The sequence below is a fragment of the Ensifer adhaerens genome, assembly GCF_013283195.1.
GTDB lineage: Bacteria > Pseudomonadota > Alphaproteobacteria > Rhizobiales > Rhizobiaceae > Ensifer > Ensifer adhaerens_G.
Map to the genome: position 1 here is coordinate 914,414 of NZ_JABEKT010000002.1, position 25,908 is coordinate 940,321.

23 protein-coding genes are annotated in these 25,908 nt (G+C 61.2%); 17 read left to right on the forward strand and 6 right to left on the reverse strand.

All coding sequences use genetic code 11. The features are described 5' to 3' along the window. Window positions 1–41: 41 nt before the first annotated feature. The 4 genes from LPJGGPFB_RS20600 to LPJGGPFB_RS33505 form a co-directional block, all read right to left on the reverse strand. Complete coding sequence (locus tag LPJGGPFB_RS20600) at window positions 42–1,085, reverse strand: substrate-binding domain-containing protein (protein ID WP_173421776.1); 1,044 nt, start codon at window positions 1,083–1,085, stop codon at window positions 42–44. A 32-nt stretch (window positions 1,086–1,117) separates the two neighbouring features. After that, window positions 1,118–2,140 carry an ABC transporter permease gene (locus LPJGGPFB_RS20605; RefSeq protein WP_234902947.1) on the reverse strand — a complete coding sequence of 341 codons (1,023 nt, stop codon included), beginning with the start codon at window positions 2,138–2,140 and terminating at the stop codon, window positions 1,118–1,120. Window positions 2,141–2,144: 4 nt separating this feature from the next. Next, window positions 2,145–3,620 (reverse strand): sugar ABC transporter ATP-binding protein, encoded by a 1,476-nt coding sequence (locus LPJGGPFB_RS20610; protein ID WP_173421778.1) that lies wholly within the window; start codon window positions 3,618–3,620, stop codon window positions 2,145–2,147. Between the two features lie 101 nt (window positions 3,621–3,721). After that, entirely contained in the window at window positions 3,722–3,850 is a 129-nt protein-coding gene (locus tag LPJGGPFB_RS33505; protein ID WP_282438138.1) for a hypothetical protein, read from the reverse strand. Window positions 3,851–3,971: 121 nt separating this feature from the next. Between LPJGGPFB_RS33505 and LPJGGPFB_RS20615 the strand changes: the two genes are divergently transcribed. From LPJGGPFB_RS20615 to LPJGGPFB_RS20625, 3 genes are all read left to right on the forward strand, one after another. Further along, window positions 3,972–5,015, forward strand: a complete 1,044-nt coding sequence (locus LPJGGPFB_RS20615) for a substrate-binding domain-containing protein (RefSeq protein ID WP_173421779.1) — start codon at window positions 3,972–3,974, stop codon at window positions 5,013–5,015. 252 nt (window positions 5,016–5,267) lie between these two features. After that, a complete protein-coding gene (locus tag LPJGGPFB_RS20620; RefSeq protein WP_173421780.1) occupies window positions 5,268–5,726 on the forward strand; it encodes an RrF2 family transcriptional regulator in 459 nt (152 codons plus the stop codon). A gap of 139 nt (window positions 5,727–5,865) precedes the next feature. Continuing rightward, on the forward strand, window positions 5,866–7,092 hold the full coding sequence (locus tag LPJGGPFB_RS20625) for an acyl-CoA dehydrogenase family protein (RefSeq protein WP_173421781.1): 1,227 nt from the start codon (window positions 5,866–5,868) through the stop codon (window positions 7,090–7,092). A 135-nt stretch (window positions 7,093–7,227) separates the two neighbouring features. On the opposite strand, the gene LPJGGPFB_RS20630 is transcribed toward LPJGGPFB_RS20625, so the two are convergent. Then, a complete protein-coding gene (locus LPJGGPFB_RS20630) occupies window positions 7,228–8,445 on the reverse strand; it encodes an SfnB family sulfur acquisition oxidoreductase (protein WP_173421782.1) in 1,218 nt (405 codons plus the stop codon). A gap of 390 nt (window positions 8,446–8,835) precedes the next feature. Here LPJGGPFB_RS20630 and LPJGGPFB_RS20635 point away from each other — a divergent pair, with 390 nt between their 5' ends. From LPJGGPFB_RS20635 to LPJGGPFB_RS20655, 5 genes are all read left to right on the forward strand, one after another. Beyond that, a complete protein-coding gene (locus LPJGGPFB_RS20635) occupies window positions 8,836–9,222 on the forward strand; it encodes a BRA0787 family protein (protein WP_173421783.1) in 387 nt (128 codons plus the stop codon). Window positions 9,223–9,438: 216 nt separating this feature from the next. Then, window positions 9,439–10,341: a LysR family transcriptional regulator gene (locus tag LPJGGPFB_RS20640; RefSeq protein WP_173421784.1), complete on the forward strand. Its 903-nt coding sequence runs from the start codon at window positions 9,439–9,441 to the stop codon at window positions 10,339–10,341. Window positions 10,342–10,436: 95 nt separating this feature from the next. Then, window positions 10,437–10,925, forward strand: a complete 489-nt coding sequence (locus tag LPJGGPFB_RS20645) for a GAF domain-containing protein (protein WP_173421785.1) — start codon at window positions 10,437–10,439, stop codon at window positions 10,923–10,925. Window positions 10,926–10,983: 58 nt separating this feature from the next. Then, entirely contained in the window at window positions 10,984–12,114 is a 1,131-nt protein-coding gene (locus LPJGGPFB_RS20650; RefSeq protein WP_173421786.1) for an FAD-dependent oxidoreductase, read from the forward strand. Between the two features lie 324 nt (window positions 12,115–12,438). After that, entirely contained in the window at window positions 12,439–12,618 is a 180-nt protein-coding gene (locus LPJGGPFB_RS20655; protein WP_173421787.1) for a hypothetical protein, read from the forward strand. Between the two features lie 1,395 nt (window positions 12,619–14,013). Here the strand turns inward: LPJGGPFB_RS20655 and LPJGGPFB_RS20660 are convergent. Beyond that, window positions 14,014–14,409, reverse strand: a complete 396-nt coding sequence (locus LPJGGPFB_RS20660) for a helix-turn-helix domain-containing protein (protein WP_173421788.1) — start codon at window positions 14,407–14,409, stop codon at window positions 14,014–14,016. A gap of 312 nt (window positions 14,410–14,721) precedes the next feature. Here LPJGGPFB_RS20660 and LPJGGPFB_RS20665 point away from each other — a divergent pair, with 312 nt between their 5' ends. The 9 genes from LPJGGPFB_RS20665 (at window position 14,722) to LPJGGPFB_RS20705 (ending at window position 25,907) form a co-directional block, all read left to right on the forward strand. Further along, entirely contained in the window at window positions 14,722–15,717 is a 996-nt protein-coding gene (locus LPJGGPFB_RS20665) for a LacI family DNA-binding transcriptional regulator (RefSeq protein ID WP_173421789.1), read from the forward strand. A gap of 306 nt (window positions 15,718–16,023) precedes the next feature. After that, on the forward strand, window positions 16,024–17,013 hold the full coding sequence (locus tag LPJGGPFB_RS20670; RefSeq protein WP_173421790.1) for a BMP family lipoprotein: 990 nt from the start codon (window positions 16,024–16,026) through the stop codon (window positions 17,011–17,013). Window positions 17,014–17,072: 59 nt separating this feature from the next. Continuing rightward, entirely contained in the window at window positions 17,073–18,614 is a 1,542-nt protein-coding gene (locus LPJGGPFB_RS20675) for an ABC transporter ATP-binding protein (protein WP_173421791.1), read from the forward strand. Window positions 18,615–18,669: 55 nt separating this feature from the next. Further along, the gene (locus LPJGGPFB_RS20680; RefSeq protein WP_234902995.1) at window positions 18,670–19,719 is read left to right on the forward strand and encodes an ABC transporter permease; all 1,050 of its coding nucleotides are present in this window, start codon (window positions 18,670–18,672) and stop codon (window positions 19,717–19,719) included. Window positions 19,720–19,722: 3 nt separating this feature from the next. Then, entirely contained in the window at window positions 19,723–20,697 is a 975-nt protein-coding gene (locus LPJGGPFB_RS20685; RefSeq protein WP_173421793.1) for an ABC transporter permease, read from the forward strand. Next, window positions 20,698–21,624, forward strand: coding sequence for a nucleoside hydrolase (locus tag LPJGGPFB_RS20690; protein WP_173421794.1), 927 nt, complete (start codon window positions 20,698–20,700; stop codon window positions 21,622–21,624). Window positions 21,625–22,522: 898 nt separating this feature from the next. Then, entirely contained in the window at window positions 22,523–23,467 is a 945-nt protein-coding gene (locus LPJGGPFB_RS20695) for an ABC transporter permease (RefSeq protein ID WP_173421795.1), read from the forward strand. After that, window positions 23,464–24,282 carry an ABC transporter permease gene (locus tag LPJGGPFB_RS20700; protein WP_173421796.1) on the forward strand — a complete coding sequence of 273 codons (819 nt, stop codon included), beginning with the start codon at window positions 23,464–23,466 and terminating at the stop codon, window positions 24,280–24,282. The genes LPJGGPFB_RS20695 and LPJGGPFB_RS20700 overlap by 4 nt, the downstream gene beginning before the upstream one ends. Further along, the gene (locus LPJGGPFB_RS20705) at window positions 24,279–25,907 is read left to right on the forward strand and encodes an ABC transporter ATP-binding protein (RefSeq protein ID WP_173421797.1); all 1,629 of its coding nucleotides are present in this window, start codon (window positions 24,279–24,281) and stop codon (window positions 25,905–25,907) included. The genes LPJGGPFB_RS20700 and LPJGGPFB_RS20705 overlap by 4 nt, the downstream gene beginning before the upstream one ends. Window position 25,908: the final 1 nt, after the last annotated feature.

The following is a 25,908-nucleotide window of genomic DNA, read 5'->3' on the forward strand; positions in this document are numbered from 1 at the left end:
GCGCCGCGCAGATGGGCGCGGCGCCTCTCTGTCATTCGCGATCAGTTGGTGGCCGAGGGGATCCACTCGGCGGTCGCGGCATCGCTCTTGCGGAAGGCCGGAAATTTCTCCTGCAGGTCCTCGACCGTCTTGATCTCGCCCTTGGCAAGATCGTCATGGGTGACGAGGGTCGGCTGCAGTAGCACCGAGGTCCCGGGGAACTGGCCGGCAATCGCAAGCGAAACGGCGCGCACCGAGACTTCGCCGACGACGGCGGCGTTGGTGGCAGCCGTTGCCTGCCAGGCGCTGTCGGGCTCGTTCATCAGCTGGATATCTGCGGTCGAGATGTCGACGCCGTAGATCTTCACCTTGCTGGCAACACCCAGTTCGTCGATCGCGAGCTTCACGCCCTTGGCGAACTCGTCCCAGGGGGTGAAAATGACGGAAATATCCGGGTTTGCGGTCAGCACGGCCTTTGTCTGGTCGGCGACGGAAGCCGGAACCGTGTCGTTGACGACGCCCCAGTTGGCCTTTTCCGTCAGGTTGTGCTTGGCGACGAAGTCTTTCCAGACCGCGTAGCGACGGTCGAGCGGCGCGAAGCCGGCGACATAGACGGCGCCACCGACGAAGCCGTCACCCTTGTCCTTGACGGCCTGCTCCAGAACCAGGCGGGCCATGTCCTTGTCGCTCTGCTCGATCTGCGGGATCTGAGGGTTGTCGAGGTTGACGTCATAGGCGACGACCTTGATGCCGGCGTCGAGCGCTTTCTGCGCCACGTCCTTAAGCACCTCCGGACGGCCATTGTTGATGATGATGCCATCGACGCCGAGGTTGATCGCCTGCTCGATGAGGCTGCGCTGGGTGTCGTTGTCGTTGCGTGCCTGCGAGACCGTCAGGTTGACGTGCAGCGCGTCCGCCTGGCGCTTGACGCCGGCCTCGAAGGCCTGCAGCCAGTCGCCGCCGCCGAGGAAGCTGACGACGGCAATGTCGACGTCACCCTTGTCGAACGGCGCAGGCGCGCCGTCGATTCCGGCGGAAAAGGCGGTGCTCGCCACCAGCGAAGCGGCAACGAGGCCACCGAGAAGCGTGCGCGTCAGATGTTTCATGGTCAATATCCTCACTCTGTTTGAAGGGATGGTCAGCGCGCCTGGCTGCGGCCGAGGCCGTAGGTAAGCGCGAGCGCGCCGACGAGCACGGCACCCTTGACGAAGTCCTGGGTGTAATAGGGGGCGTTCAGCATGGTCAGGCCGTTGAGCAGGAGCCCGACGAAGACGGCGCCGACAATGGTGCCGAAGACGTTGGGACAGCGCAGGCCGAGGACGGCAAAGCCGATCAGCGCGGCGGCCACTGAATCCATCAGCAACGAGGCGCCTGACGAGACGTCGCCGCGACCGACCCGGGCCGCGACGATGATGCCGCCGAGCGAGGCGAGCGTGCCCGAAAGCACATAGGCCAGCGTCTTCAGGCGAGGCACCGAGGCACCGGCAAGCCGGGTTGCCAGCTCGTTGCCGCCGGTGGCAAACAGCAGGCGGCCGAGCCTGGTGCGCTCCGTCAGCACGAACAGGACGATGGCGACAAGCGCCATGATGACGACGGGGGCGGGCACGACGCCGAAGAAGCTAGAGCGTCCGATCAGCAGGAATGCCGGATCGTAGGCACCCGTTGCCGTGGAGCCGTCGGGAAGGATCAGCCCGGCCGAAATCGAGCGCCCGGCTGTCGGGATCAGTTGCAGGCCGGTCAGGAGAAACATCATCGCCAGTGTCGCCAGCAGGTCGGGTACGCGCAGGCGCACGATCAGGAAGGCGTTGACGAGGCCGACGAGCGCGCCGAACAGGAGCACCAGCGGCACCGTTTCGTAGACGCCGAGGCCCCAGACGATCATCGAATAGCTGGCGGCCATGACACTCGATGCGGCGACGGCCCCGATCGACAGGTCGAAGCCGCCGACGGCAAGGGTGATCGTAACGCCGGCACCGAGGATGGCGACGACGGACACGGCCTGCAGGATGCTCATCAGGTTGGTGACGTTGATATAGGCGGGCTGCGCGAGCGCGAAGCCGGTGACCATGACGATGAGCAAGATGAACACGGCGCTGGCGCGGACGGCGGCGCTGATACGCTCGCTGAGCGGGCTTTGGTTTTCGCTGTTGATGATCGTCATCCGCTCAGGCCTCGATTGCTTCAGCCGGAAGCTCCGCATGATGGGCCGGCGTCAATGTGTGATGGTCGATGATCAGAATCCGGTCGGCGACTTCCAGCGCCTCTTCCGGGTCCGAGGTGGCGATCAGGGTGGCGCGTTCGGTGTTGGCGCGGATCGCGGTGATGATGTCGTGACGGGCGCCGACATCGACGCCCTGGAACGGCTCGTCGAGCAAAAGCACGCGGCTCGGTTCGGCATTCCAGCGGCCGAGGATCACCTTTTGCTGATTGCCGCCGGAAAGCGAAGTCATCGGCGCTTCGGGGCCACTTGCCTTGATGCCGAGTGTGTCGATGGCGCGTTGCGCCTCATACCTTTCGCGCGAACCTAGCAGGAAGCCGAGCGGATACCACTTCGGCAGATGAGGCAGGCTGATCGTCGGCGCCAGATTGCTACCGGGCCAATCGGCCGGCATCAGCGAGGAGCGGTGGCGATCTTCGCCGGCCATGAAGATACCCGCCTTGATCGCATCGGCGGGTGTGGCCGGAATATAGGCTTTGCCATCGAGCCGCATCGTGCCGGCGGCAAGGTGGCGCATGCCGAAGATCGTTTGAAGCAAACGGCTCTTGCCGGCGCCGAGCACACCTGTGACGGCGACCACTTCGCCGGGATGAAGTTTGAGGTCGAACGGAGTGCTGCCGGCCACGAGCTGGACACCGGCCAACTCCAGCACCGGCGCGCCCTGAAAGGAACGCGCATCCGGCCGGGCGGCGCGCAAGGGTCGGCCAATCATCGTCTCGACGGCGCGATCGAAGTCGATGGGTCGGGCGAATTCTCCAACAACCGTGCCGCCGCGCATGACGACGGCGCGGTCGGCAAGGGCATTGAGGTCGGCAATGCGGTGCGAGATGAACAGGATCGCCAGGCCGTCGTCACGGAGGCGCCTGAGGATCGTGTAGAGCCGCTCGGACTCTCGTCCCGAAATGCTCGCTGTCGGCTCATCCAAGATCAGCAGAGACGCTTGGCGCGACAGGGCGCGGGCAATGGCGACGAGCTGACGATCGGCTGCCGTCAGCTCGGCAAAGTCCCGGTCCAGCGGCAGTGCGAACCCGGCGTTCTCAAGCATGGCCGCGGCCTTGCGGCGAACAGCGGAACGGCTGAGGAAGAAGGGGGCCGAACCGTCGGCATACGCATGCAGCAGCAGTGCGTCGGCGACGGATAGCCCCGGCGCTCCGACGCGCTCGGTCGACTGGTGGACGGTGACCACGCCGGCATCCGTTGCCTCGGCCGGTGAACGGGGAGCATAAGGTCGGCCCGCGAGCGTCATCGTTCCGTGGTCGGCTGCCAGCGTTCCCGCGAGCACGTTGACGAGGGTCGATTTGCCGGCGCCGTTTGCACCCATGAGAGCGACGATTTCGCCGGAGCGGATCTCAAGAGAGGCTCCGGCAAGCGCTTTCGTTGGCCCGAAAGCGTGGGCAAGTCCGTCGATGCGGAGGAGGGGCATTGCTAAACCAATTCGTCACTGCGCGGCAATCAAGGTCGAAAAATATGCATTTTCGGTAGAGAAAGACAGCGCAACGAATGAAAGTCGGTGCCAAACATCCGCTAATATATCGCAAAAATATCCCTGGCTTGCGCAATAATCGGAATATTCATCCGAAGGCGTTCCTCAGCCATTTCATCTTCGGCGGCCCGCCGCGCAACTTCTGCCGCCAGACCGGCGGTTGTGAGCAAGGCGTTCCTCCGCCGCCTCCGGGATTGGAATGTCTTTATTGTACATAAAAATTGTAGATTATACCATGGCATCGACGGCTGATGGTCAGCCGCAAGGGTTGAGATCAACAGGAGATCGACAATGCGGTACGGTTTGAAACGCGCGACGACCGCGCTTATGGCTTTGGGGTTTGCGGGCGGTGCTTCGGCCGCCGGGCTGGAGGGCGCGCCGGCGCCCTTCGACAAGGGCGGGGTGAAGGTGGCGCTCATCTCCTACATCTCTTCGGGTGATTTCTTCCAGGCCTATCAGGCTGGCGCCGAGGCGCAGGCCAAGGCGCTGGGCATCGACCTGCGTGTGTTCCCCGGTAAGCAGAATGCGGCGGAGCAGCGCGAGCAGGTGCAGCAGGCGATCAATCTCGGCGTTCAGGGTATCGTCGTCGATCACGGGCTGCCGGAATCGCTCGGCGATGTCGTGCAGCAGGCGGTCGATGCCGGCGTGAAAGTGGTGGCTTTCGACGTCAATCTGAACAATCCTTCCGTTCCGCAGGTGGAGCAGAGCGATCATGAGCTGGCGCGACTGGCCCTGGAGCAGGCGGTCAAGGATAACGGCACAAGCTTCAAGGCCGGGTACGTCTATGTCGCCGGCTTCGCGCCGCTCGATCGCCGCAACGAGGTCTGGGACAAGTTCAAGGCCGACAATCCCGATGTGGTCGAGAAAGCCCGCTTCGGCAATGTCAGCGACACCACGGCAACGAGCACGGCGGATCAGGCGAAGGCCGCCTTCACCGCCAACCCGGATATATCCGTCGTCTTCGCGCCCTACGACGAATTCGCCCGCGGCGTGAAGCTCGCCGCCGCCGATCTTGGCATCGCCGACAAATTGAAGATCTATTCGGCCGATGTTTCGACCGCCGATATCCAGGAGATCGTCGAAGACGGTAGCCCCTGGGTGGCGACGGTTGCCACCAACCCGGCCGTTGTCGGCGCCGTCTCGATCCGTGCCGTCGCCCTCAAGATCGCCGGTCAAGATGTGCCGAAACAGATCCTGGTCAAGCCGGCCCTGTTAACCCAGGAAGCGTTGCGTCAGGCTGGCGTAAAGACGATCGAGGATCTGGCGGCGAAAGTTCCCGCTTTCAGCGCCATTGACGCAGTTACCGCCGATTGGATCCCCGCGAAGCTTTTTTGACGGCCTTGCATCTGCGGCTCTTGAAGAAACAGCTGGCCTTGGAGCAAATCTTTGCTGAGCTGCCTTGAATTCGACAATAAAATTCACAAAATCTATGCAGAAACTTACGTAATTTCTTGAGAGTGACCCGGTTTGGGTGTATGGCATCTTAAGTGAAACAGTGCGGCCGTCACAACCTGTTGCCTCCGGTGATACCAACGTCGGTGCGGAACGGACTTGTGGCGGCCTTTGCGTTCAGGAAAGCGAAGTGCAATGTTGACCAAGAAGGGTAAATACGGGCTGAAGGCTCTTGTCGACCTGGCTCAACTGGAGCCTGGCGAGACCGCCTTCATCACTGAAATCGCCACCCGCAACAATATACCGAAGAAGTTCCTCGACGCGATCCTGCTCGAGCTGCGTAATGCCGGAATCCTGCGCTCGAAAAAGGGCCCTGGCGGCGGCTATTCGCTTTCGAGGCCGGCGTCCGATATCCGCATCGGCCAGGTGATCCGTACGCTGGACGGTCCGCTGGCACCGATCCGTTGTGCGAGCCGCACCGCGTTCGAAGCCTGTGACGACTGTTCCGACCCGGTCAACTGTCACGTGCGCAAATCGATGAGCGACGTGCGCGATGCGGTGGCGTCTATCCTCGACAACATGACGCTTGAACAGTTTGCCGCCAACGACAATGGCAACGAGATCGTCGCGCTCAGGGACGCGGAAGTCGGCTGATCCTTGTCGAGGTCAGCGGTCGTCGCAAAGGTCGTCAAGGGTAGGACTTTCCGGTTCGTCGTCCTGAGTTGAAAATCATTTGCTGTCATTGTCTATAGAATAAATGCACTATTTCGCTTCAATCAATGGAGAGAGGCGAATGAGCAACGTGCATTTCCTCCGGGAACCCGAACCGGCCAATACTGAACAGGAAGAAAAGCGCCAGCATCTGTTTGCGAAGGCGACCGAGCTTTCGGGCCAGTTTGCGCAGCGTGGCGCCGAGCTTGACCGCCTGGGTTTGCCGCCGCGCGACGAAATCGAAGCGCTACGCCAAGCCGGGCTGCTGTCGGCACTGCACGCTCCAGAAATCGGCGGAGCTGGCTTGAGCTGGCTTGATGGGTTGCGTCTTGTCCGGATCATCTCGCGTGGCGAAAGCTCTATCGGCCAGCTGCTCGGCTATCACTATGTCAACAGCCAGTATGTCTACTGGGCGGCTGCCGATGCGAGGCAGGCCTGGGTGCTCGGCGCCGAGACCGTCGAGCGGCAACTCTACTGGGGTGCTGCCGTCAACCCGCGGGATCCCGGGCTTGTGCTCGAACGGCGCGGCGGCCATTATGTGCTCAACGGCCGCAAGACGTTCTCGACCGGCGCGCATGTTTCCGATCGCATCAACGTCAACGCGACGCTCGAGGGCAAGATCGCCAATTTCGTCGTGCCGACGGATCGTCCTGGGTATGTCGCCCATGACGACTGGGACAATATCGGCCAGCGGCTTTCCGATAGCGGCAGCGTCGAGTTCCGCGATTTTCCGGTTTACGAGCGCGATTTCATTCTGCCGCTTGCCGAACCGTTCGATCCGCCTCAGGTGCAAGCGACGTTCAACACGCCGCTGATCCAGCTGGTCTTCGTCAACTTCTATCTCGGCACGGCAGAAGGGGCGCTGGCTGCGGCACTCGATTACATCAGAACGACGACGCGCCCCTGGATCACGTCAGGTGTGTCACGCGCCAGCGAGGACCCCTACATTCTCGAACGTGTCGGCGAATTGCAGGCCGCTTTGAAGGCGTCCGTGGCTCTGGCTGATGTGGCGGCCAGTGCAGTCGAAGCCGCGCTGTCGAAGGGCAGGTCCGTGACCGAGCGTGAACGTGGGGACGCCGCGATCGAAGCCTATGCCGCCAAAGTCAATGCCACCCATGTTGCGCTCGATGTGACTGCGAAGGTCTTCGAATTGATGGGTGCGCGCGCCACCGCGGCCCATTATGGTTTCGACCGATATTGGCGCAACGTCCGCACCCACACCCTGCACGACCCGGTCTTCTACAAGGCACGCGAGGTTGGCGACTTTACGCTGAACGACCGTATCCCGCAGGTCAGTCTCTATAGTTGATCGAAAGCAGTGCGGCCGGAATGCAAACATCGCACTTTGCCAAACGAAAAGGACCGCCCGGGCTTTCCGGGCGGTCCTTTTCGTTTGGCCTAGGATTGGCGGATCTCAAAGCAATGGTGTCGTCCCGTTGCGGTGTCAGAGCGCACCGTTCTTCGGCGGCGTCACGCCGTTCAGGTGGTAGTTGCCGACGACGTGATATTTCCAGCGCACGGGATCGTGCAGCGTGTGGGTGCGGGCATTGCGCCAGTGCCGGTCGAGATTGAGGCCTATGCGGGTCGACGACGTCCCTGCGAGCTCGAACAAGGTGTTGCTGGCTTCGAGTGCGATTTCCGTCGTCAGGACCTTAGCGGCGGCGACAGCCAACGTTGCCTCGATGACGCTTTCCTCGGTGCCGTTGATCTGGGCGATATCGACCTTCTTGCCGGCGCGCTCGACAATGGCGGTCGCCGCCTCGAGGCGGATCGCGAGCTGTCCGATGCGGGCGATCGTCAACGGGTCGTCCGCCGCCCGCTCGACGCCGCTGTCCATCCAGGGGCGAGCGCGGTTGCGCACGAAGTCGAGCGTTTCGGCAAAGGCGGCGCGCGCGATGCCGAGATCGATGCCGGCATGGATGATCTGGCCGACCGAACCGATCGTCGTCGGCCGCTCGAAGCCGCGGTGATGACGCACGACGGCGTCGGCCGTCACGTAGACGTTCTGCAGCACCGTGGTGCCGCTGCCCGTGGTGCGCTGGCCGAAACCGTCCCAGTCGTCGATCACCTGCAGTCCTTCCGCACCGCGCGGCACGAAGGACATCGTGAGTTTCTCGTCCGGATCGAGCGCGAACACGACGACCCATTCGGCGAAGAGCACCCCGGTCGAATAGAACTTGCGGCCATTGAGGCGGTGTCCGAGACCGTCAGGCGTCAGGCGGGTCGCATAGTCGCCGACGGTCTTCGTGTCCTTCTCGGAAAGCGCGTTGCCGAAGCGGTCGCCGGCGAGCGCGCGACCGAAGAAGAACTTCTTCTGTTCCTCCGTGCCGTCGGTGCGCAGCGCCTCGAGAATATAGAAATGATTCTGCGGGATCTGGCCGATCGAACTGTCGGCCGCCGACAGGATGGCGATGATTTCAGCCAGTACCGCATTGGAAACGTCGATGCCGTCATAGTCGGATGGCACGGTGATGGCGAGCAGCCCTGATTGAGCGAGGGTGTCGAGTTCCTCGAAGGGCAGGATCCGGTCGGTATCCCGCTCGTTTGAGCGTTTGGCAAATTCGCCCGCGAGGTCCCGGGCGATCTCCAGCGCCTCTTCCTCGCTTGTGATCCGGTGTGCCGAGAGCTTTGTTTTCTCGGAAAGCTGCGAGATCGTCCCCATGTGATTGCTCCATGTCGATAGTGGCGCATATCTGTGAATTATCTGGCGTCGTCAGGTAAGATCGTCTATTCTATGGAATATATCGATATTAGTTTTTCGTTCCTCATGCTTTGACGAATGGTCGGCATTTTCAAGCCGGTAGCGGAACAAGAGGCACGAAATGGCTGCCGATCCTTGCGGAGTGCGTTTCATCCGAATGCCGCCCCGCGAGAAAAGCCGAAAAAATCGGCGGTTGCTCGGAACCATTGCCGCACTTTTGCATTTCGCCATGGCCCGCAGTCTACCGATTGTGTGGTCGTCAAAGTACCGGCCACACGGCACGATGACAAATACATGCTGACAGTATTGGCCATTCGCGTTTCCCGGCCTTAACCACTGAAGGAGACACAAATGACGAATTTGCTGCCCGCTCTTCACGAAGGGCACGCCTCCATCATCCTGCAAAATCTCTTCAGAGATGCCCTTGAGGCCTATGATGATTGGGGCGAGGGGATGCCTGAACCCGTGGTTTCGTTCGAAGGCAAGGTGCTGCCGATCAGGCACGTTTTCGACCGGATGAAACCTTGCACCGACATCATGCCGGCAAACATGATCGGCATCGTCACCGACGGTCTGACCAAACCCTGGAGTGGTGACGGTCCGCTCGATGAAATGACGTTTTCGACGGCGGCGCGCGTCATGTCCGTTCTGACCAAGCGGCAGTTGCGTCGCTATGGCCGCGGCTCGATCGAGGTCTTTGCCGAACGTTTCAAGCCATCTCTGCACGTCGACGTCTGATCGCCGGAGCATTCCAAACAGGCCGGAGAGCGGCAGCGCTCTTCGGCATTCGTATCGATCCTTATCCTCCTCGACAGAACAGCAGACCCGCTCGGCGGCGTCTCGGCGAACCGCTGCGTCCGCCGGAAAACCGATGCCGCCGAAATCTGCTTCCTAGTTTCTCCGCCTTTTCGTAAACACAAAAGCGAAGACGGCGACGGGGATGGTGGGGTCGGCATGAATTTTCGACAATTGGAAGTGCTGCGCACGTTGCTTGCCACCGGTTCCACGATTGCGGCGGCAAAGACCATGGGGCTCAGCCAGTCCGGTGTCAGCCGCCTGCTTCAGCAACTGGAGGAGGATCTGTCGCTGACCTTGTTTGCGCGCGACAAGGGCCGGCTGATCCCGACGCCGGAGGCGCTGAAGCTGTCCGAGGACGCCGAGCATATCCTGCTCGGGATCGATCGTTTCACCAATCTCGCCCAGGATCTTCGCAGCGGCGCCGTCGGCCCCGAGGTCGTGCGCATCGGGCTGCCGAATAGCATGTCGGAAAGCTTCGCCCCCGCAATGCTGGCCGACTACGCCAAGGACTTTCCGGGTGTTCGCGTCGAAACCTTCTTCGATACGACGGTGGCAATTGCCCGCCTGGTGGAGCAGCGCGTCATCGATTTCGGCTTCCTGCGCTACGAGGGGCAATTGAGCGCCAGCCTCGAAATGCAGCCGGTGGCGGGCGGCGTCAGCGTCTGCGTCATGGCGAAGAACCATCCGCTGACGGCACTCGACCATGTCACCCCGAAGGAGCTGAGGGGTATCCCGCTGATCTTGATCGGTCGTCGCCGGCCGACCCGGGTCATGCTCGACGAAATCTTTCGAAAGGCCGGCGTGCCGCAGAAGGTCAGGATCGAGACGCACAGCAACAGCTCGGCCTGCGCCTATGCCGCTCACGATCTCGGGGTGGCAATCATCAGCAGCTTTTTCGCCAACCTGCATCGGCACCTGCCGATCGAGATCAGAAGCTTTTCGCCGCACCTGACGCAGGATTTCGGCGTCGCGACCGCCGCCGGCGTGCCGCTGTCGATTGCGGCGCAGGCGATGATCGATTGCCTGAAAAGGCAAATTGCCGCTTCGCAGGAGCCGTAGGTGCATGCGAGGTCGGCGGCGCGCATGCGCCGCAATTGGCAAACCTTGCTTGCGACACTACATTGCCGGTCCATGCTTTGAGAGAGTGATAGATCATGTTCCAGGCTGCCGTAATCGACACAGGCAACAAGAGCGAATTCTACCGGGAACTGGCGCAGCAACTCGAAGCCCTGCTGCACGGTGAGCCCAACATGATCGCCAACGCCGCCAACACCTCGGCGCTGATGTTCCAGACGATGCCCGATCTCAATTGGGCCGGCTTCTACTTCCTCGACACCGATGACGAACTGGTCCTCGGGCCGTTCCAGGGCAAGCCCGCCTGCGTGCGCATTCCCGTCGGCCGCGGCGTCTGCGGCACGGTGGTGAAGGAAGGGCGATCGATCCTCGTGGAAGACGTGCACGCATTCCCGGGCCATATCGCCTGCGATGCGGCATCGCGCTCCGAACTCGTGGTTCCTGTCAGGCGCGATGGCCGGGTGATCGGCGTAATCGACCTCGACAGCCCAGAGCCTGCGCGCTTCGACCGGGACGACCAGGCCGGCATCGAACAACTAGCCGCGATCTTTGCGGCGGCGATCGGCTGAAGGCGATTGCTGTGAATGGTTTTTCAAGGGTTGGTCGGTTCTCGGGCCTGACTGCGCGATGACAGATATCCAGGATACCGTTGCGCCGACCGACGAGGCAGAGGCGCATGCCCGCGTCGCCCGCAAGATCGACATCGTCGTCATTGGCGCCGGTCAGGCGGGCCTGTCTTCGGCCTACCATTTGAGCCGGCTCGGGCTGTCACCGCAGATGCAATACGTCGTGGTCGACCGATCGCCGCAGCCGGGCGGCGCCTGGCAGTTCCGCTGGCCGTCGCTGACGCTCAGCACCGTCAACGGTATTCACGATCTGCCCGGCATGAAGTTTGCCGATGCTGTCGACACCAGCAAGGGTGAGGTTCACGCCGCCGTTGCGGTTCCGCAGTATTACGGCGCCTACGAGAAGGCATTCGACCTTCCGGTCCGCCGGCCGGTCGCCGTCAAGGTCGTTTGCGACAGGGGCGAACGTTTCAGGGTCGAGACCGACGCCGGCGTCTATGCCGCACGCGGCATCATCAACGCCACCGGAACCTGGGAATCCCCCTACATTCCGCGCTATCCGGGATCGGATTTGTTCAAGGGTCGACAACTGCACACGAAGGACTATCAGACTGCCGATGCGTTCGCCGGCCAGCGCGTGCTGGTCGTCGGCGGCGGCATCTCGGCGATCCAGCTTTTGGATGAAATATCGCAGGTGACGTCGACCACATGGGTCACGCGCGAGGAACCGGCCTTCCGTGACGCACCTTTCACGCCCGAGGTCGGGCGCGCGGCTGTCGCCATGGTCGAGGACCGTGTCCGCCGCGGTCTGCCACCGGGCTCGGTCGTTTCCGTCACCGGTATTCCGGTGACGCCGGCGATCCTGGCCGCCCGCGCACGCGGTGCGCTTGATCGTCAGCCGATGTTTGCCGAGCTAACCGAGCATGGTGTGCGCTGGCCGGACGGCCGCGAGCAGGCCTTCGACGTCATTCTTTGGAGCACCGGCTTTCGAAGCGCGCTCGATCACCTGGCACCGCTTCAACTGCGCAATGCCGATGGCGGCATCCTGATGACCGGCCGGCTTGCGACACAGGTGGCGAAGGACCCGAGAATTCATCTTGTCGGCTATGGCCCGTCTGCGTCCACCATCGGTGCAAACCGGGCAGGCGGCGCGGCTGCCCGTGAGCTTGCCGAACACCTTCATCTGCTTTGATTGCCCGCGGGCGCAAACTTCCGGATATTGGCGATCGGTACCCAGAATAAGTGTGCCCTGTTCAGCGTCCCGGCACGGCGCTGACGTTGGCCATGCGCCAATGCGCGACAGCGCAAAATATCGCTTGAGCCGGACGTTGCGTCATACCTTAAGCATGATTCTCGAGGCGGCTTGAACAGCCAAGCGCCTAGCGGGGCCAACCGAGTTTGCAGGCCCCCTCGTCGATGCGGACCGACGCTCTTGGCGCTCTGCGTCCAGCGGACGGTGACGCCAGAGATTTCGTCTGGCTGCGCATGAAGGTGACACCGAAGGATAGGGTCGCGGATGAAGGTGCAGGCAACGCAGAAGAAGCGGCAACCGGTTGCCATTGCCATGCGCCTTGTGGCGACCGGCATGGTGCTGGTCTTGCTCACCTTCGCTATCGTGTCGGCCGTCAGCGCCACGCGTCCACGCGGCGGCCACCTTTTTCCCAACCTCAAGATCGGATTCAATATGCGCTGGTGACCGAGGCGCGCAGCAAAGGGCCTTGCAGGTCGACGGGCGTTTCGGCAGGGCATGGCGCCCCGCCGTCTGCGCCTCCCCATCCCCCGTCGCGGTGTGTTGACCCGTGCTCGCCTGCTTCCGGCACATTTGACAAATGCGAGAACCGCTGCGCTCGAGCCGGTCGCTGCGATGGTCGGTGGAATAGCGTCGGGTTGATGCTCGAAGAGGGCTACCCCGACGGTTTGACCTTGGGTCAAGTTTTGCGTGGCTGTCGCGTCATCAGGCGGCGGCGACCCGGCAGCACCATCCGAACGCGGCACTAGTCCCACGAGGTTGCCGGACGCCTGGACGGAGAGCAACGATGCGGCCGCTTGGAAGCCCCGCTCCCTGAATATTTGTGCCCACGCAGGCAGGCTTTCGTTCGCTTCAGGTGCTGCAAGAACTATTCTGGCGTAGGCCATAACCAACGGCGCAACGTCGACGGAGCCAATCGACCCCATTGCCATCCCAACCTCTCGGGTGATGGCGGGATGCCGAGCAGTAGCAATCGCGACAAGGACGTGACGAGCGCCAATGAACTCATCTTTTCCCCCCGTTCGCCTTCGGATGGAAAATGCATCTTCGAAGCTGGCCGCGAGACCCGGCGAAAGAGCCAACGGCCTTCGTTGCATTGACTTCGGCCGCAACGCTCCGAGCAGCGTAGTCCGGCCAACCATTTCGGCTAGGATGCTAAAGGTGACGTGATTGGTGGTAGAGGCCCTCGAATGTTGACCAAGACGGAGAACTTCTTCGAGATAGCTGGAAACATCTGCAGTGGGCGGAGACGGGTAGTGTTCGATCGCTATGAGACCGCCAAGAACCATCTTTATCTCACGCGAAACATTCCCCATCTAAGAGCTCCGCAACTGTCTTCCACATCTGATCCGCCATTTTAGTCCCCCTAGGCTCCGTAGTTAGAGTAGTTCTTGTTACGATTTAGTTTGTGAGGGGGTGCACGTTAGCAGTTGCGGCGTTCCCAATTCGCGCGCCTCATACGAACACCGGTTTGACCCGCTGCCTCCATCAGGGGCTGGATCGGCGCTCCGGCATTCCAGCACCGTTGGTGAGCAATTCGAGAGTAGGACAAGCAAATACGGAGACAGCGGCCTCCACGTTGAGCCGCGCGGGATTTCCGTCCAGGGCTCATGATGGCCAGAGCACGACCCTCGATGGGCACGACATTCTGGCGCTTCAACGGTTGGGTAGTCCAGCGGAACTCCCTAGCGATCGTCACTAGTGTTAGTGGAATTCTCTAGTGAGCTACCGGCAAATCTTAGTGGATTGCCATTCCTGTCCCTTGCGCCTTCAGGCGAACTGCCGACGACACAACGATCTCGGAGGCTTCGTCGCCTCAGATAACCGACGGGGTGGTGGCTATCATTCGTCTGTTAGCGGGGATTGCGTTGCGTCGAGACGTGCCAGTGATGTGACCAGCTTGGCTACGGCGTCACGCTGGGAGGCAGAAGCGATCTTGTCGAACTGGCCCGCCAACTTGAGAGCCGCTACGCTGACCGTCGGAACGGGTACTGTGTTGGTGCTCGCATCCACGTCAGCGAAGAGCTGTGCAATGCTACAATCGAGCGCCTGGGACATGGCGACCAGCTTGCTTGCCGAGATTCGGTTGATGCCCTTCTCGTATTTCTGAACCTGCTGAAATGTCAGCCCGAGCTTCTCGCCCAGCGTTTCCTGCGACATGCCGAGCATGTTTCGGATCTGCCGGACGTTGCGGCCGACGGTCACGTCGATTTCGTTTGGGGCCTTGGGATTAGGCATGATGGTCTCCTTCGGTGCAAAGTCGCGAGCGGGGGCGGAAAATGAGGTTCGAAGGTCCCTGTGTCTACTCCCAGAACTGACGGTTGTCAGTTTTAACGCGCACGAAGACCCATTTTCAGCAGTGGCGGGCACCGACGTGGTTTCCCAGTGCAGCTTACAAAAAGGGCGCTGAAAGTAGCTCATTGGGCATCGATCGGTGCCGCAGCTCCTAATTTGCGGTCGACAGGCAGGTGGACATTCACGCTGTTTGCACGCTAGACGAGGAAGAATAAATGTGTCGGTAGCAGCATCGGCATTAGGCGGTGAGAACGCGTGGCAGCCACAATTAAGGACATAGCGAGGAGAGCCGGGGTCTCCACTGCTACGGTTTCGAAGGTCCTGAATCGAAAGGATTCGGTGATCGGCGATGAGACGCGCCAGAAGGTTCTGTCGCTCGCACGTGAACTGAACTACACGCCGAACTCCCTGGCGCGCTCGCTCGTCACGCGGAAGTCCCATGTCATCGGCATTATCGTGCCCGATATCCTCAATCCTTATTTCACAGAATTGGTGAGGTCTTGCGACGATGCCGCCCGTCTGCGCGGCTATACGACGCTCGTCTGCAACTCTGAGGGGATAGCCGAGATTGAGACGGCGCATCTGACCTCCTTCGGCGGTCATCGCGTGGACGGGATACTGCTCGCAGCCAGCGACGTCGTTCCCGACACGGAGCTTCTCGACGCCTTGCGTATTCCCGTCGTGTGTATGGACCGGGAGATCGGTCCCCTGGCGCAACTCGTCGGTATCGTCGATACGGATTATCGAAGCGGCGCATATCAGGCGACGAGGCATCTCATTGAAAAGGGACATACCCGTATCGCGTTCCTAAGTGGCGCGCCGCATCGGTCGAACACCCAGATCCGTCTTTCGGGATACAAGGATGCCCTTAGCGAGGCGGGCATCGCTTTCGATCCGGATCTAATACGGTGCAAGGAGTTTCAGCACCGGTTCGGCCACCAGGCGACGCTGGACTTGCTCGATCACACGTCGTTTTCGGCGATCTGCTGCATGAATGACATGCTGGCGATCGGGGCGATGGTGGCCCTGCGGGAGCGCGGCAAGCGCGTGCCGGAAGACTGTGCCGTCATCGGCTTCGACAACATCTACCTCTCCCCACTGCTGGAGCACCCACTTTCCACAGTTGACAGGCGCATTGCTCATTCGGGCCGCGTCGCGACCGATGCCCTCATCGACTTCCTCGATGACGCCGATCGCACCCTCACGGCAGTCACCATTACCCCGACGGTCGTTAGTCGCACCACGACCTAGCATGAAACCGGCGGCGGGGCGTCGGTCTGCCTATTGAGCGCATAAGAAGCCCATCCGCTACTCATTCGCACGGGCCAAAGCTGCGCCGGGTTTGGTCCTCGATCACGTTTTTTAGCGATCCCTATGATGACGCTTGACGAAGCCGTTTCTGCACAGTTACACGTTTACCTGCGCTTAGGTACACGTTTAACTAACGCGAAAATGGCCGATTCATGATTGACAACGGAAATTTGGATTGGCATTTGTATAGACATTAAACCGGTCGAGCCGGAGCGGGCGTTCCGGTATCCAGGGAGGGGAATGACAATGCGGAAATATCTGATGGCAACGGTTGCACTGATGGCCATGGCTGCCAGCGCGACGGCGGCCGACTTCAATCCGGCGATCGTCTACGGAACGAGCGGCAAGTTCGATAAGTCGTTCAACGAAATGGCTTACACCGGCGCTGAAAAGTTCAAGGCGGACACCGGATCTGAGTATCGCGATTTTGAGGCACAGGCTGACTCCCAGGCGGAGCAGGGCATCCGCAACTTCGCAAGCCGTGGCTTCAGCCCCGTGATCGTTACGAACTTCGGTTACAAGGATCAACTGGCCAAGGTCGCCAAGGAATTCCCCGATATCGACTTCGTTATGCTCGATGACGTGGTCGATCTTCCCAATGTCCGGTCCGTGACCTTCAAGGAAGAGCAGGGCTCCTACGTCGTTGGCTTGATTGCCGCGCTTTCGTCAAAGAGCAAGGCCGTTGGCTTCATCGGTGGCATGGATATCCCGATCATCCGCAAGTTCGGATGCGGTTATGCGCAGGGCGCGGCTGCGGGCGGCGCGACGAACATCATACGTAACATGACGGGCACGACGAATTCCGCCTTCAATGACCCGGTCAAGGGAGGCGAGATTGCTGCCTCCCAGATGGGCCAGGGAGCGGACGTGATCTTCGCCGCGGCTGGCGGCACGGGCATCGGCGTCCTGCAGAAAGTAGCTGACACCGGCAAGTTCGCGATCGGTGTCGACTCCAACCAGAACTACATGCATCCGGGCGTCATGCTGACCTCCATGGTCAAACGCGTCGACGTTGCCGTCTACAACGCCTTGAAGGATGCGAAGGAAGGCAGATTCACCGGCGGCGTGCAATCGCTGGGCCTGGCTGAAAATGGCGTCGACTGGGCACTCGACGAAAACAATCGCAGCCTGATCAGCCCGGAAGTCGAGGCGGCCGCCGCGAAGGCGAAGCAAGAGATCTCCGCAGGTACTCTCGAAGTCCACGACTACATGTCGGACGACAAGTGCCCCCTATAAGTGACCGTGGGGCGGGCGCAGTAGCGCTCGCCCAATCGGAGCCTTACCTGGAGGAGGCCATGCAAGCAGAAATCAGCTCCGCGAAGAACGTGTTGGAGCTTACCGGCATCAACAAGAGTTTCGGTTCGGTTGTTGCGAACAAGGATGTGAACCTCGCAGTCAAGGCGGGCAGCATTCACGGCATCGTTGGTGAGAACGGTGCTGGAAAATCGACCCTGATGTCGATTCTTTACGGCTTCTATCAAGCCGACACCGGCGCTATCCGGGTCGACGGCAGAGAGGTCGGAATTCCTGATAGTCGCGCAGCGATCGCTCACGGCATCGGCATGGTTCACCAGCATTTCAAGTTGGTCGAGAATTTCACCGTTCTGGAAAACATCATCCTCGGTGCAGAAGAGGGGGCTTTCCTTCCCTCCAGTCGGCGTAAGGCACGTCTCGAACTGCAACGTCTTGCCAAGGAATACGAACTGCAGGTCGACCTCGAGGCAATCACTGAAAACCTGCCGGTCGGGGTTCAGCAGCGCGTCGAAATCCTCAAGGCTCTCTATCGCCAGGCGCGAATTCTCATTCTTGATGAGCCGACCGGTGTTTTGACGCCAAGCGAGGCCGACCACCTGTTCCGCATCCTTCGGCGTCTTCGGGACGAAGGTAAGAGCGTTATCCTGATCACCCACAAGCTGCGTGAGATCATGGACGCGACAGATACGGTCTCGGTCATGCGGCGTGGCGAGTTGATCGCGACCGCCCCGACCTCCTCGATGACGAAGGAGAGCCTTGCAGAACTCATGGTCGGCCGACGTGTTCTGTTGCGCGTCGACAAGTCACCATCGAAGCCAGGAGAGGTCGTTTTCGATATCAGAGGCCTGAACGTTCGCGACCAGCGCGGTGTGCGTATGGTCAAAGACGTTTCTTTCTCTGTTCGCGCTGGAGAAATCGTTGGTATCGCAGGTGTGGCCGGTAACGGCCAAACGGAACTTCTCGAAGCGCTGGCCGGAAACTGCGTTCCGGAATCCGGTACAGTTCTTCTGAACGACGCGGAGATTGCCGCCGACCCGTTCAAGCGTCGAGAGGCGGGCGTGGCCCATGTGCCTGAAGACAGGCACGCAATCGGCCTCATCCTGTCGTTCCCGCTGCGAGAAAATGCCAGCCTCGGTTATCATCGGCGTCCGGAATTCGGAACAAGCCCGATGCTGAAGCGCTCGAAGCTTCAGCAATATGCCCAGGCGTACATTTCCGACTACGACATCCGGCCGCCGAACGCCGATCTGCGCACTTCGCTCTTCTCGGGCGGGAACCAGCAAAAGATCGTGTTGGCGCGCGAGATCGAACACGATCCGGCCGTACTGCTCGTCGGCCAGCCAACGCGCGGCGTCGACATCGGGGCCATTGAATTCATCCATCGAAGGCTGATCGAACTGCGCGACCAGAACAAGGCAATCCTTCTCGTCTCGGTCGAACTTGACGAGATCAGAGCGCTCTCCGACCGCATCCTCGTCATGTTCGATGGGGCGATCGTGGGGGAGGCGAGCCCGGACGCATCCGAGCGCGAGCTCGGCCTGCTCATGGCTGGCATTGCGGAACAAGATCAAGGGAGAGGCTAAGGTGGCCAGCTTTCTCAATATAAGGCGGATCGTCGATTTCGCGGTCCTGCCACTCATGAACGTTGCCGTCGCCCTGCTGATTTCAGGACTGGTGGTCCTTTTCGTCGGTCAGAATCCGCTTGAAGCGGTGGGCTATCTGATCAGCGGTTCGCTGGGATCAGGCGAGGGAATAGGCTTCACCCTCTACTTCGCCACCAGCTTTCTGTTCACAGGGCTGGCAGTGGCAGTTGCGTCTCACGCCGGTCTGTTCACGATCGGCGCGGAGGGGCAGGCTTATCTCGGCGGCCTTGGTATCGCACTCGTCTGCCTGTCGCTCGACCGCTTCGTCCCTTGGTACGTCACGCTGGTACCGGCCGCCGCGGCAGGCATGCTGTTTGGCGCAGCCTGGGCTTTCATTCCGGCCTATCTCCAGGCCAAGCGGGGCAGCCATCTCGTCATCACGACGATCATGTTCAACTTCATTGCCTCGTCCATTATGATCTATGTGCTGGTAAACCTGATCAAGGAACCGGGCAGCATGGCCCCGCAGACCCGCCTTTTCGATAAGGGTGGTCTCGTGCCGAAGCTGGGAGAAATCCTACCGGTCAACATTGGGACGGCACCACTGAACGTCAGCCTGTTCCTCGCCATCGCTGCCGCGGTCTTCGTCTGGGTCCTCATCTGGAAGACAAAGCTCGGTTTCGAAATCAGGTCGACAGGGGCCAACCCCGCCGCCGCACGCAATGCCGGGATCAGCTACGTCAAGATCACCATCGTTTGCATGCTGATCTCTGGCGCTCTTGCGGGTCTGGCTGGCGTCAACATTCTTATGGGTGATCTGGGCAAGCTCCAGCTCGATTTCCCGGCCGGTATTGGACTGGTCGGAGTTGCGGTCGCCCTCATGGGGCGTGGCCATCCTGTCGGGATCGCAATTGCGTCCGTTCTCTTTGGCGTCCTCTATCAGGGCGGAGCGGAAATCTCCTTCTGGATGCCGAACATTACACGCGAACTGATTATGCTCATCCAGGGATTGGTCATCCTCTTCGCAGGCGCGCTCAGCCTGATGTTCCGGAAATCAGTCTATTCGCTGGTCGATCTCTTCCGCGTCTCGAAACCGGAGGTCTGAGCCATGCAAGAGTTCCTATCTACAGTCATTCTTCTGCTCAGCTCGACCCTCCGCTTGTCGGTACCGCTCATCCTCTGCGGGTTGGCGGGTCTCTTTTCCGAACGGTCTGGACTGTGGGACATCGGCCTTGAGGGCAAGATGCTGTTTGCCGCCTTCGCTGCGGCAGCCGCTGCCTATCAGTTCGATTCCGCCTGGGTCGGATTGTTCTTCGCGATACTTGTGGCCGTTCTCCTCAGCCTCATCCACGGCTTCGCCTCCGTGACGCACCAGGGAAACCAGATCATTTCCGGGGTGGCGATCAACTTCATATCGTCAGGTCTCACGGTGCTTCTGGCCGTTGGCTGGTTCGCAATGGGCGGCAGAACCCCGCAACTCCAGCCGGAGGCGCGCTTCCCGACGGTGGTGCTTCCCTTCGTTGAGGAGATGCGGTCGGTTCCGGTAATCGGACCGATCTATGCCGACCTGATTTCCGGCTACAACATCCTGCTTTACGTCGCCTTTGCGGCGGTGCCGATCACGTGGTGGGTATTCCAGCAAACACGGTTCGGACTGCGCCTGCGCGCCGTCGGGGAAAACCCGGCTGCGGTTGATACCGCCGGTATCTCCGTCGATTGGCTCCGTTATCGGGCATTGCTCTGCGGCGCTGTTCTCTGCGGTATTGCCGGAGCCTATCTGTCGGTCGCGCAGTCGGCAGGGTTCGTCCGGGAAATGTCTGCTGGCAAGGGATACATGGCGCTGGCGGCATTGATCTTCGCCAAATGGCGTCCTGTTCCCGTCCTCTTCGCCTGCCTTCTTTTCGGCTTCCTTGAAGCTCTCTCGATCCGCTTCCAAGCGTTCGATTTCGGACTGGGGGCGGCGCTCTCGACGCAGATCGTCCAGTCTCTCCCGTACCTGCTCACCGTAGTTCTTCTCGCCGGTTTCATGGGCCGCGCAATCCCACCCAAAGCCGGTGGTATCCCTTACACGAAAGATCGTTGAATGACCGAACGTATTATCATTGATTGTGATCCTGGCGTTGACGATGCCGCGGCTCTCATGCTCGCCTTCGGGTCGAGCGAGGTCGAGATACTCGGCATCACCGCAGTCGCAGGTAACATCCCGCTCGAAAAGACCGAGGCCAATGCACGGCTGATCTGCGAACTCGCTAACCGGACGGATATCCACGTCCTCCAAGGCTGCGGCCGCCCGCTGCTTTATCCCGACCGCGCCGGTGTTACCGTCCATGGCGCTGACGGCTTGGGCGACATTGGCCTGCCGAGGCCGACTTCGGCACCCGCCGAACGTACCGCTGTCCAATTCATCATCGATCAGGTACGAGCCGCGCCGGGGGAGGTGACTCTCGCTGTGCTCGGCCCCATGACCAATATCGCCGTCGCCCTTTCGATCGATCCCGGCATCGCGCCGATGATCAAGCGCATCGTCTTCATGGGCGGTGCCGCCTTCTGCCCGGGCAACATTAAGGAACGTGCGGAGTTCAATTTCTACTTTGACCCGCATGCGGCGCAGGCGGTGGTGGCTTCCGGCATCCCAATGGTCATGTTCGGACTCGACGTCACCCACAAGGCGATCATCACCAAAGAGCGCACAGAACGCCTGAAACGTCTCGGCAAGATCAGCGGCACCATCGCCGACATGCTAACCGCCTACGGCGCTGGCGATCCTTGCCTGCACGATCCCTGCGTCATTGCCTATCTCATCGAGCCGGAGATCTTTTCCGGCGTCGAAGGTTTCGTGGAGGTTGATTGCAACTCGCCGCTCGCGATCGGACAGAGTGTCGTCAGCGTCACCCCGCGGGAGCTCGCTGGCCGCGCACCAAACTGCCTGGTGATGACGGAGGTGGATCACGACCGGCTGTTTGCACTCCTTGAAGAGCGTTATGCCCGGGTGGAAGCACAAGCTGCTTAAGGCCGCCGGGCGGCAGTGGGTAACGAAAACAATATGAAAGAGTTCAGAGGGCCGACCACAAATCGGCCCTTTTCTTTAAGGGTCTCAGCGAACGTTCTGGACCGCAAGCGAGAGAGATCTCAGCACTGGAACTGCTAGCCGGGAATCCGCTCAACCAAACCACCAAACCGAGGTTTTGAGGGCTTGGTTACCCATCATAGCGGCCTGCCGCGCGCGTGATTGCCGCCGGGGATACCCGGAGCATGTGCGATGAAGGGTTGTCTTTGATGGTGATCGCCTATTGGAGGATGAGGTGTATCGATCGAGAGACCATGGGGGCGGAAATGACAGATGAACCAAGTTTCCAGCATCTCAACGATCTGCCAAAGCGTAACAAAAGCCACGACACCGAGGGTGTCGCCCAAGCCGCCTTCGAGACATGAAAGCGGTCGTGATGAGCCGATCTTTCAAAGAGACTTCGTCGAAACGAACCCATAACGGGCCGGATGTGTGGTCCGGCGGCAACCTTCGACTCTGGAAGCCCAGCCGCGAGCGACGTTGATGCCTACGGTTCAAAGCCCACAGCCTCCGGGGCACACCACGACACCCAAACTGACGTCTCAAATCGCCAGCCAACCCCCGCTTGCTCGCAAGCAGGTTCTGATCCGCTAGATGCCTGTTTTTATGCGGTTCTCGTGAAATGACTTTCTAAAGGCACCTTCAGCTCATGGAGTTGGGCCTGGCGCTATTGGTCAAGGGCACATCCAGTCGGGGTGTCATCCCTTCGTCATAGAGCTATGACGATTCCTCATAATATTGCGCAGTTTTTTCCATTCGATCATAGTTGTTTCAAGAAAAGCCGGCAGGAAGGCCGCCGAATCGCGATGTTGCGCCAGGCCGTTCTCAGTACGGGGAACCCATGATCAAGTTCATACTCAACCGCCTCGTGATGGCGATACCGACGATCGTCATCGTCTCGGTCGCCGTCTTCACGCTCATCCGTCTCATTCCCGGCGATCCGGCAGCGCTGATGCTCGGCGATATGGCCGAGCCGCAGCAGATTGCCGAAATGCGCAGTGTGCTCGGCCTCGACCGCAGCATTCCCGAGCAGTTCGTCATCTGGGCCGGCAATATCCTGTCCGGCGACTTCGGCCGCTCGATCGTCACCGACGAACCGGTCCTGCACCTGGTGCTGAGCCGCTTCATGGTCAGCGCCGAGATCGTCGTCATCGCCGTGTTGCTGGCGAGCCTGATCGCGGTTCCCGCCGGCGTCATCGCCGCCTGGCGGCAAAACAGCCTGACCGACCTGGCTCTGGTCGGAACAGCCACCGTGCTCCTGTCGATCCCGACCTTCTGGCTCGGCCTGCTTTTGCTGCTTGCCTTCGGGCTGAAGCTCGGCTGGTTGCCGGTGCTCGGCTACGTGCCGATCTCGGAAAACTGGAAAGCCGGTCTTCTCTACCTCGTCCTGCCGGTGATGACGCTGGTCATCCATGAAATGGGCGTGATCATCCGCATGGCGCGCGCCTCGACGCTTGAAGTTCTTCGCCTCGATTACATCACCCACGCCCGTGCCAAGGGCCTGTCGGAAAGTGCCGTGCTCTGGAAGCACGCCTTCAAGAATGCCTTCGGCCCGACCTGGACGATGATCGGCCTGATTCTGGGCAATCTGCTCGGCGGCATCGCCGTCATCGAGACGGTTTTCACGATCCCGGGCCTTGGTCGTCTGATGGTCGACAGCATCTTCCAGCGCGATTACCCGGTGATCCAGGGCTGCCTGCTGCTCGTCGCCTTCTCCTATGTCGTCGTCAACCTGGTGGTCGACCTTCTCTATCCTCTCTTCGATCCGCGGGTGGTGGCAGAATGAGAAAGTTCACGTTCAACGGCGTCATCGGCGGCGGCCTGATTGCCGCACTCGTCATCACCGCACTGATCGGCGTGTTCTGGACGCCCTACGATCCCTCGGCGCTCGGCTTCACCTCGCGCCTGGCCGCCCCCGGTGCCGCCCATTGGCTCGGCACCGATGAGTTCGGCCGCGACGTCGCCAGCCGGCTGATGATCGGCGCCCGCGCCAGCGTCTGGATCGGCTGCCTGACGGTTGCCTTCGCGGTCGTCTGCGGCACGTTGATCGGTCTGATCAGCGGCTACGCCCGCGGCTGGGTCGATGGTGTGATCATGGCCGTCAACAATGCGCTGCTCGCCTTCCCGGGCATCCTTCTGGCGCTCGGGCTGCTCGCGGTCTTCGGTGCCAACCAGTACGGCATCATCTTTGCGCTCGGCATCGCCTATACGCCGTCGATGGCGCGGGTCGTGCGCGGCGCTGTTCTGTCGCTGCGCGAACGCGAGTTCATCGAGGCCTCGCGCATCATGGGCAATAGCGAGATCTACACCATGCTGCGCCATATCCTGCCGAATTGCCTGGCACCGATCACCGTGCTTGCGACCTCGATGTTCGGTTGGGCGATCCTGTCGGAAAGCGCGCTGTCGTTCCTCGGCCTCGGCGTACCGCCACCGGCACCGACCTGGGGCAACATGCTGGCCGCCGGCCGCCCGTTCATCGAGCAGGCCGTCTGGCTCGGTTTCTTCCCCGGCCTCTGCATCGCGCTGACATTGCTCGGCATCAACCTTCTCGGCGACGCGCTCCGCGACAAGCTCGACCCCCGCATGCGAGGCCTGAAATGACCGGCAGTTCCCTTCTCAGCGTTCGCGACCTGTCGCTGGCCGTCGCCCATAACGGCAACCAGGTGGTGAAGAACGTCAGCTTCGACGTCGGTGCGGGTGAAATCGTCGGCATCGTCGGTGAATCCGGTTCCGGCAAGACGCTCGCCACGCGCGCCATCATCGGCCTGATGCCGCCGGCCGTGCGCCATGTCGGCGGCACGATCAGCTACCGCGGACGTGATGTCCTGTCCCTGAAGGATCGCGACCTCCGGCGCTTGCGCGGCGGCGAGATCGGCGTCGTGTTCCAGGAGCCGATGACTTCGCTCAACCCGTCGATGACCATCGGCCGGCAACTCGAAGAAGGTCTGATCCTGCATACGAAGAAGAGCGCCGACGAACGTCGGGCTGATATCCTCGACATGCTCAAGCGCGTTGGCCTCAGCGAACCGGAACGGGCGCTTGCCGCCTATCCGCACGAGTTTTCCGGCGGTATGCGCCAGCGCATCATGCTGGCCTCGGTCATGCTCCTGAAACCGGCCTTGCTGATTGCCGACGAGCCGACGACGGCGCTCGATGCCGTGGTGCAGCGTGACGTCATGGAACTGATGGTCGAACTCACCAAGGCGGAAGGCACGGCCGTCCTCCTGATCAGCCACGATCTGCCGATGGTAGCACGCTACACCAACCGTTTCGTTGTCATGGAAAAGGGCGTGATCGTCGAGCAGGGTACGACGGAGGATATCCTCAGCGCCCCGGAACATCCCTACACCCGCAAGCTGCTATCCTCGCTGCCGTTTCGCGCCGCGCCGCGCAAGCTCGATATGTCCCGCACGCCAATGGTGTCGGCGCGCAACATCGTCGTCGAATATCCCGGCCGCAAGGGTCTCTTCCGCAAGCAGGCGCCGAAGCGCGCCCTGCACGGCGTCAGCGTCGATATCCATGTCGGCGAGGTCGTCGCCCTTGTCGGCGGCTCGGGTTCGGGCAAGACCACGCTCGGGCGCACCATCGCCGGCCTCGTCCAGCAGGCCGAAGGCGAAATCCTGTTCCAGGGTCGCGAACGCAGCGCCGATTGGCGCGACTACCGGCTGAACTGCCAGATGGTGTTCCAGGACCCCTATTCCTCGCTCGACCCGCGCATGACCATTCAGGCACTGGTCGAGGAGGCGCTGCGACTGGTGCCCGACCTGGACGGGGCGGCCAAGCGCAAACGGGCGCTCGAAACACTCGACGAGGTCGGTCTTGGCGGTGATTTCGCCAATCGCTATCCGCATGAGCTTTCCGGCGGCCAGCGCCAGCGCGTTGCCATTGCCAGGGCGATTGCCCGCCGGCCGAAGTTCCTGATCGCCGACGAACCGGTCTCGGCTCTTGATGTGACGGTGCGGGCGCAGGTGCTTGAACTCTTCTCCGACCTGCAGAAGCGCTACGGCTTTTCCTGCCTGTTCATCAGCCACGATCTCGGCGTCGTCGAGCAGGTCGCCGACCGGGTGATCGTCATGCAGGACGGCCGCATCGTCGAACAGGGCGATCGCGACCGGATCTTCGACCAGCCGCAGGAGGCCTATACGCGCAAGCTGCTGTCGGCGATCCCGGCGCTCGATCTCAACCAGACGGGTGGCGTCACCCTCAAATGGCGCCTGGAGGCCTGAC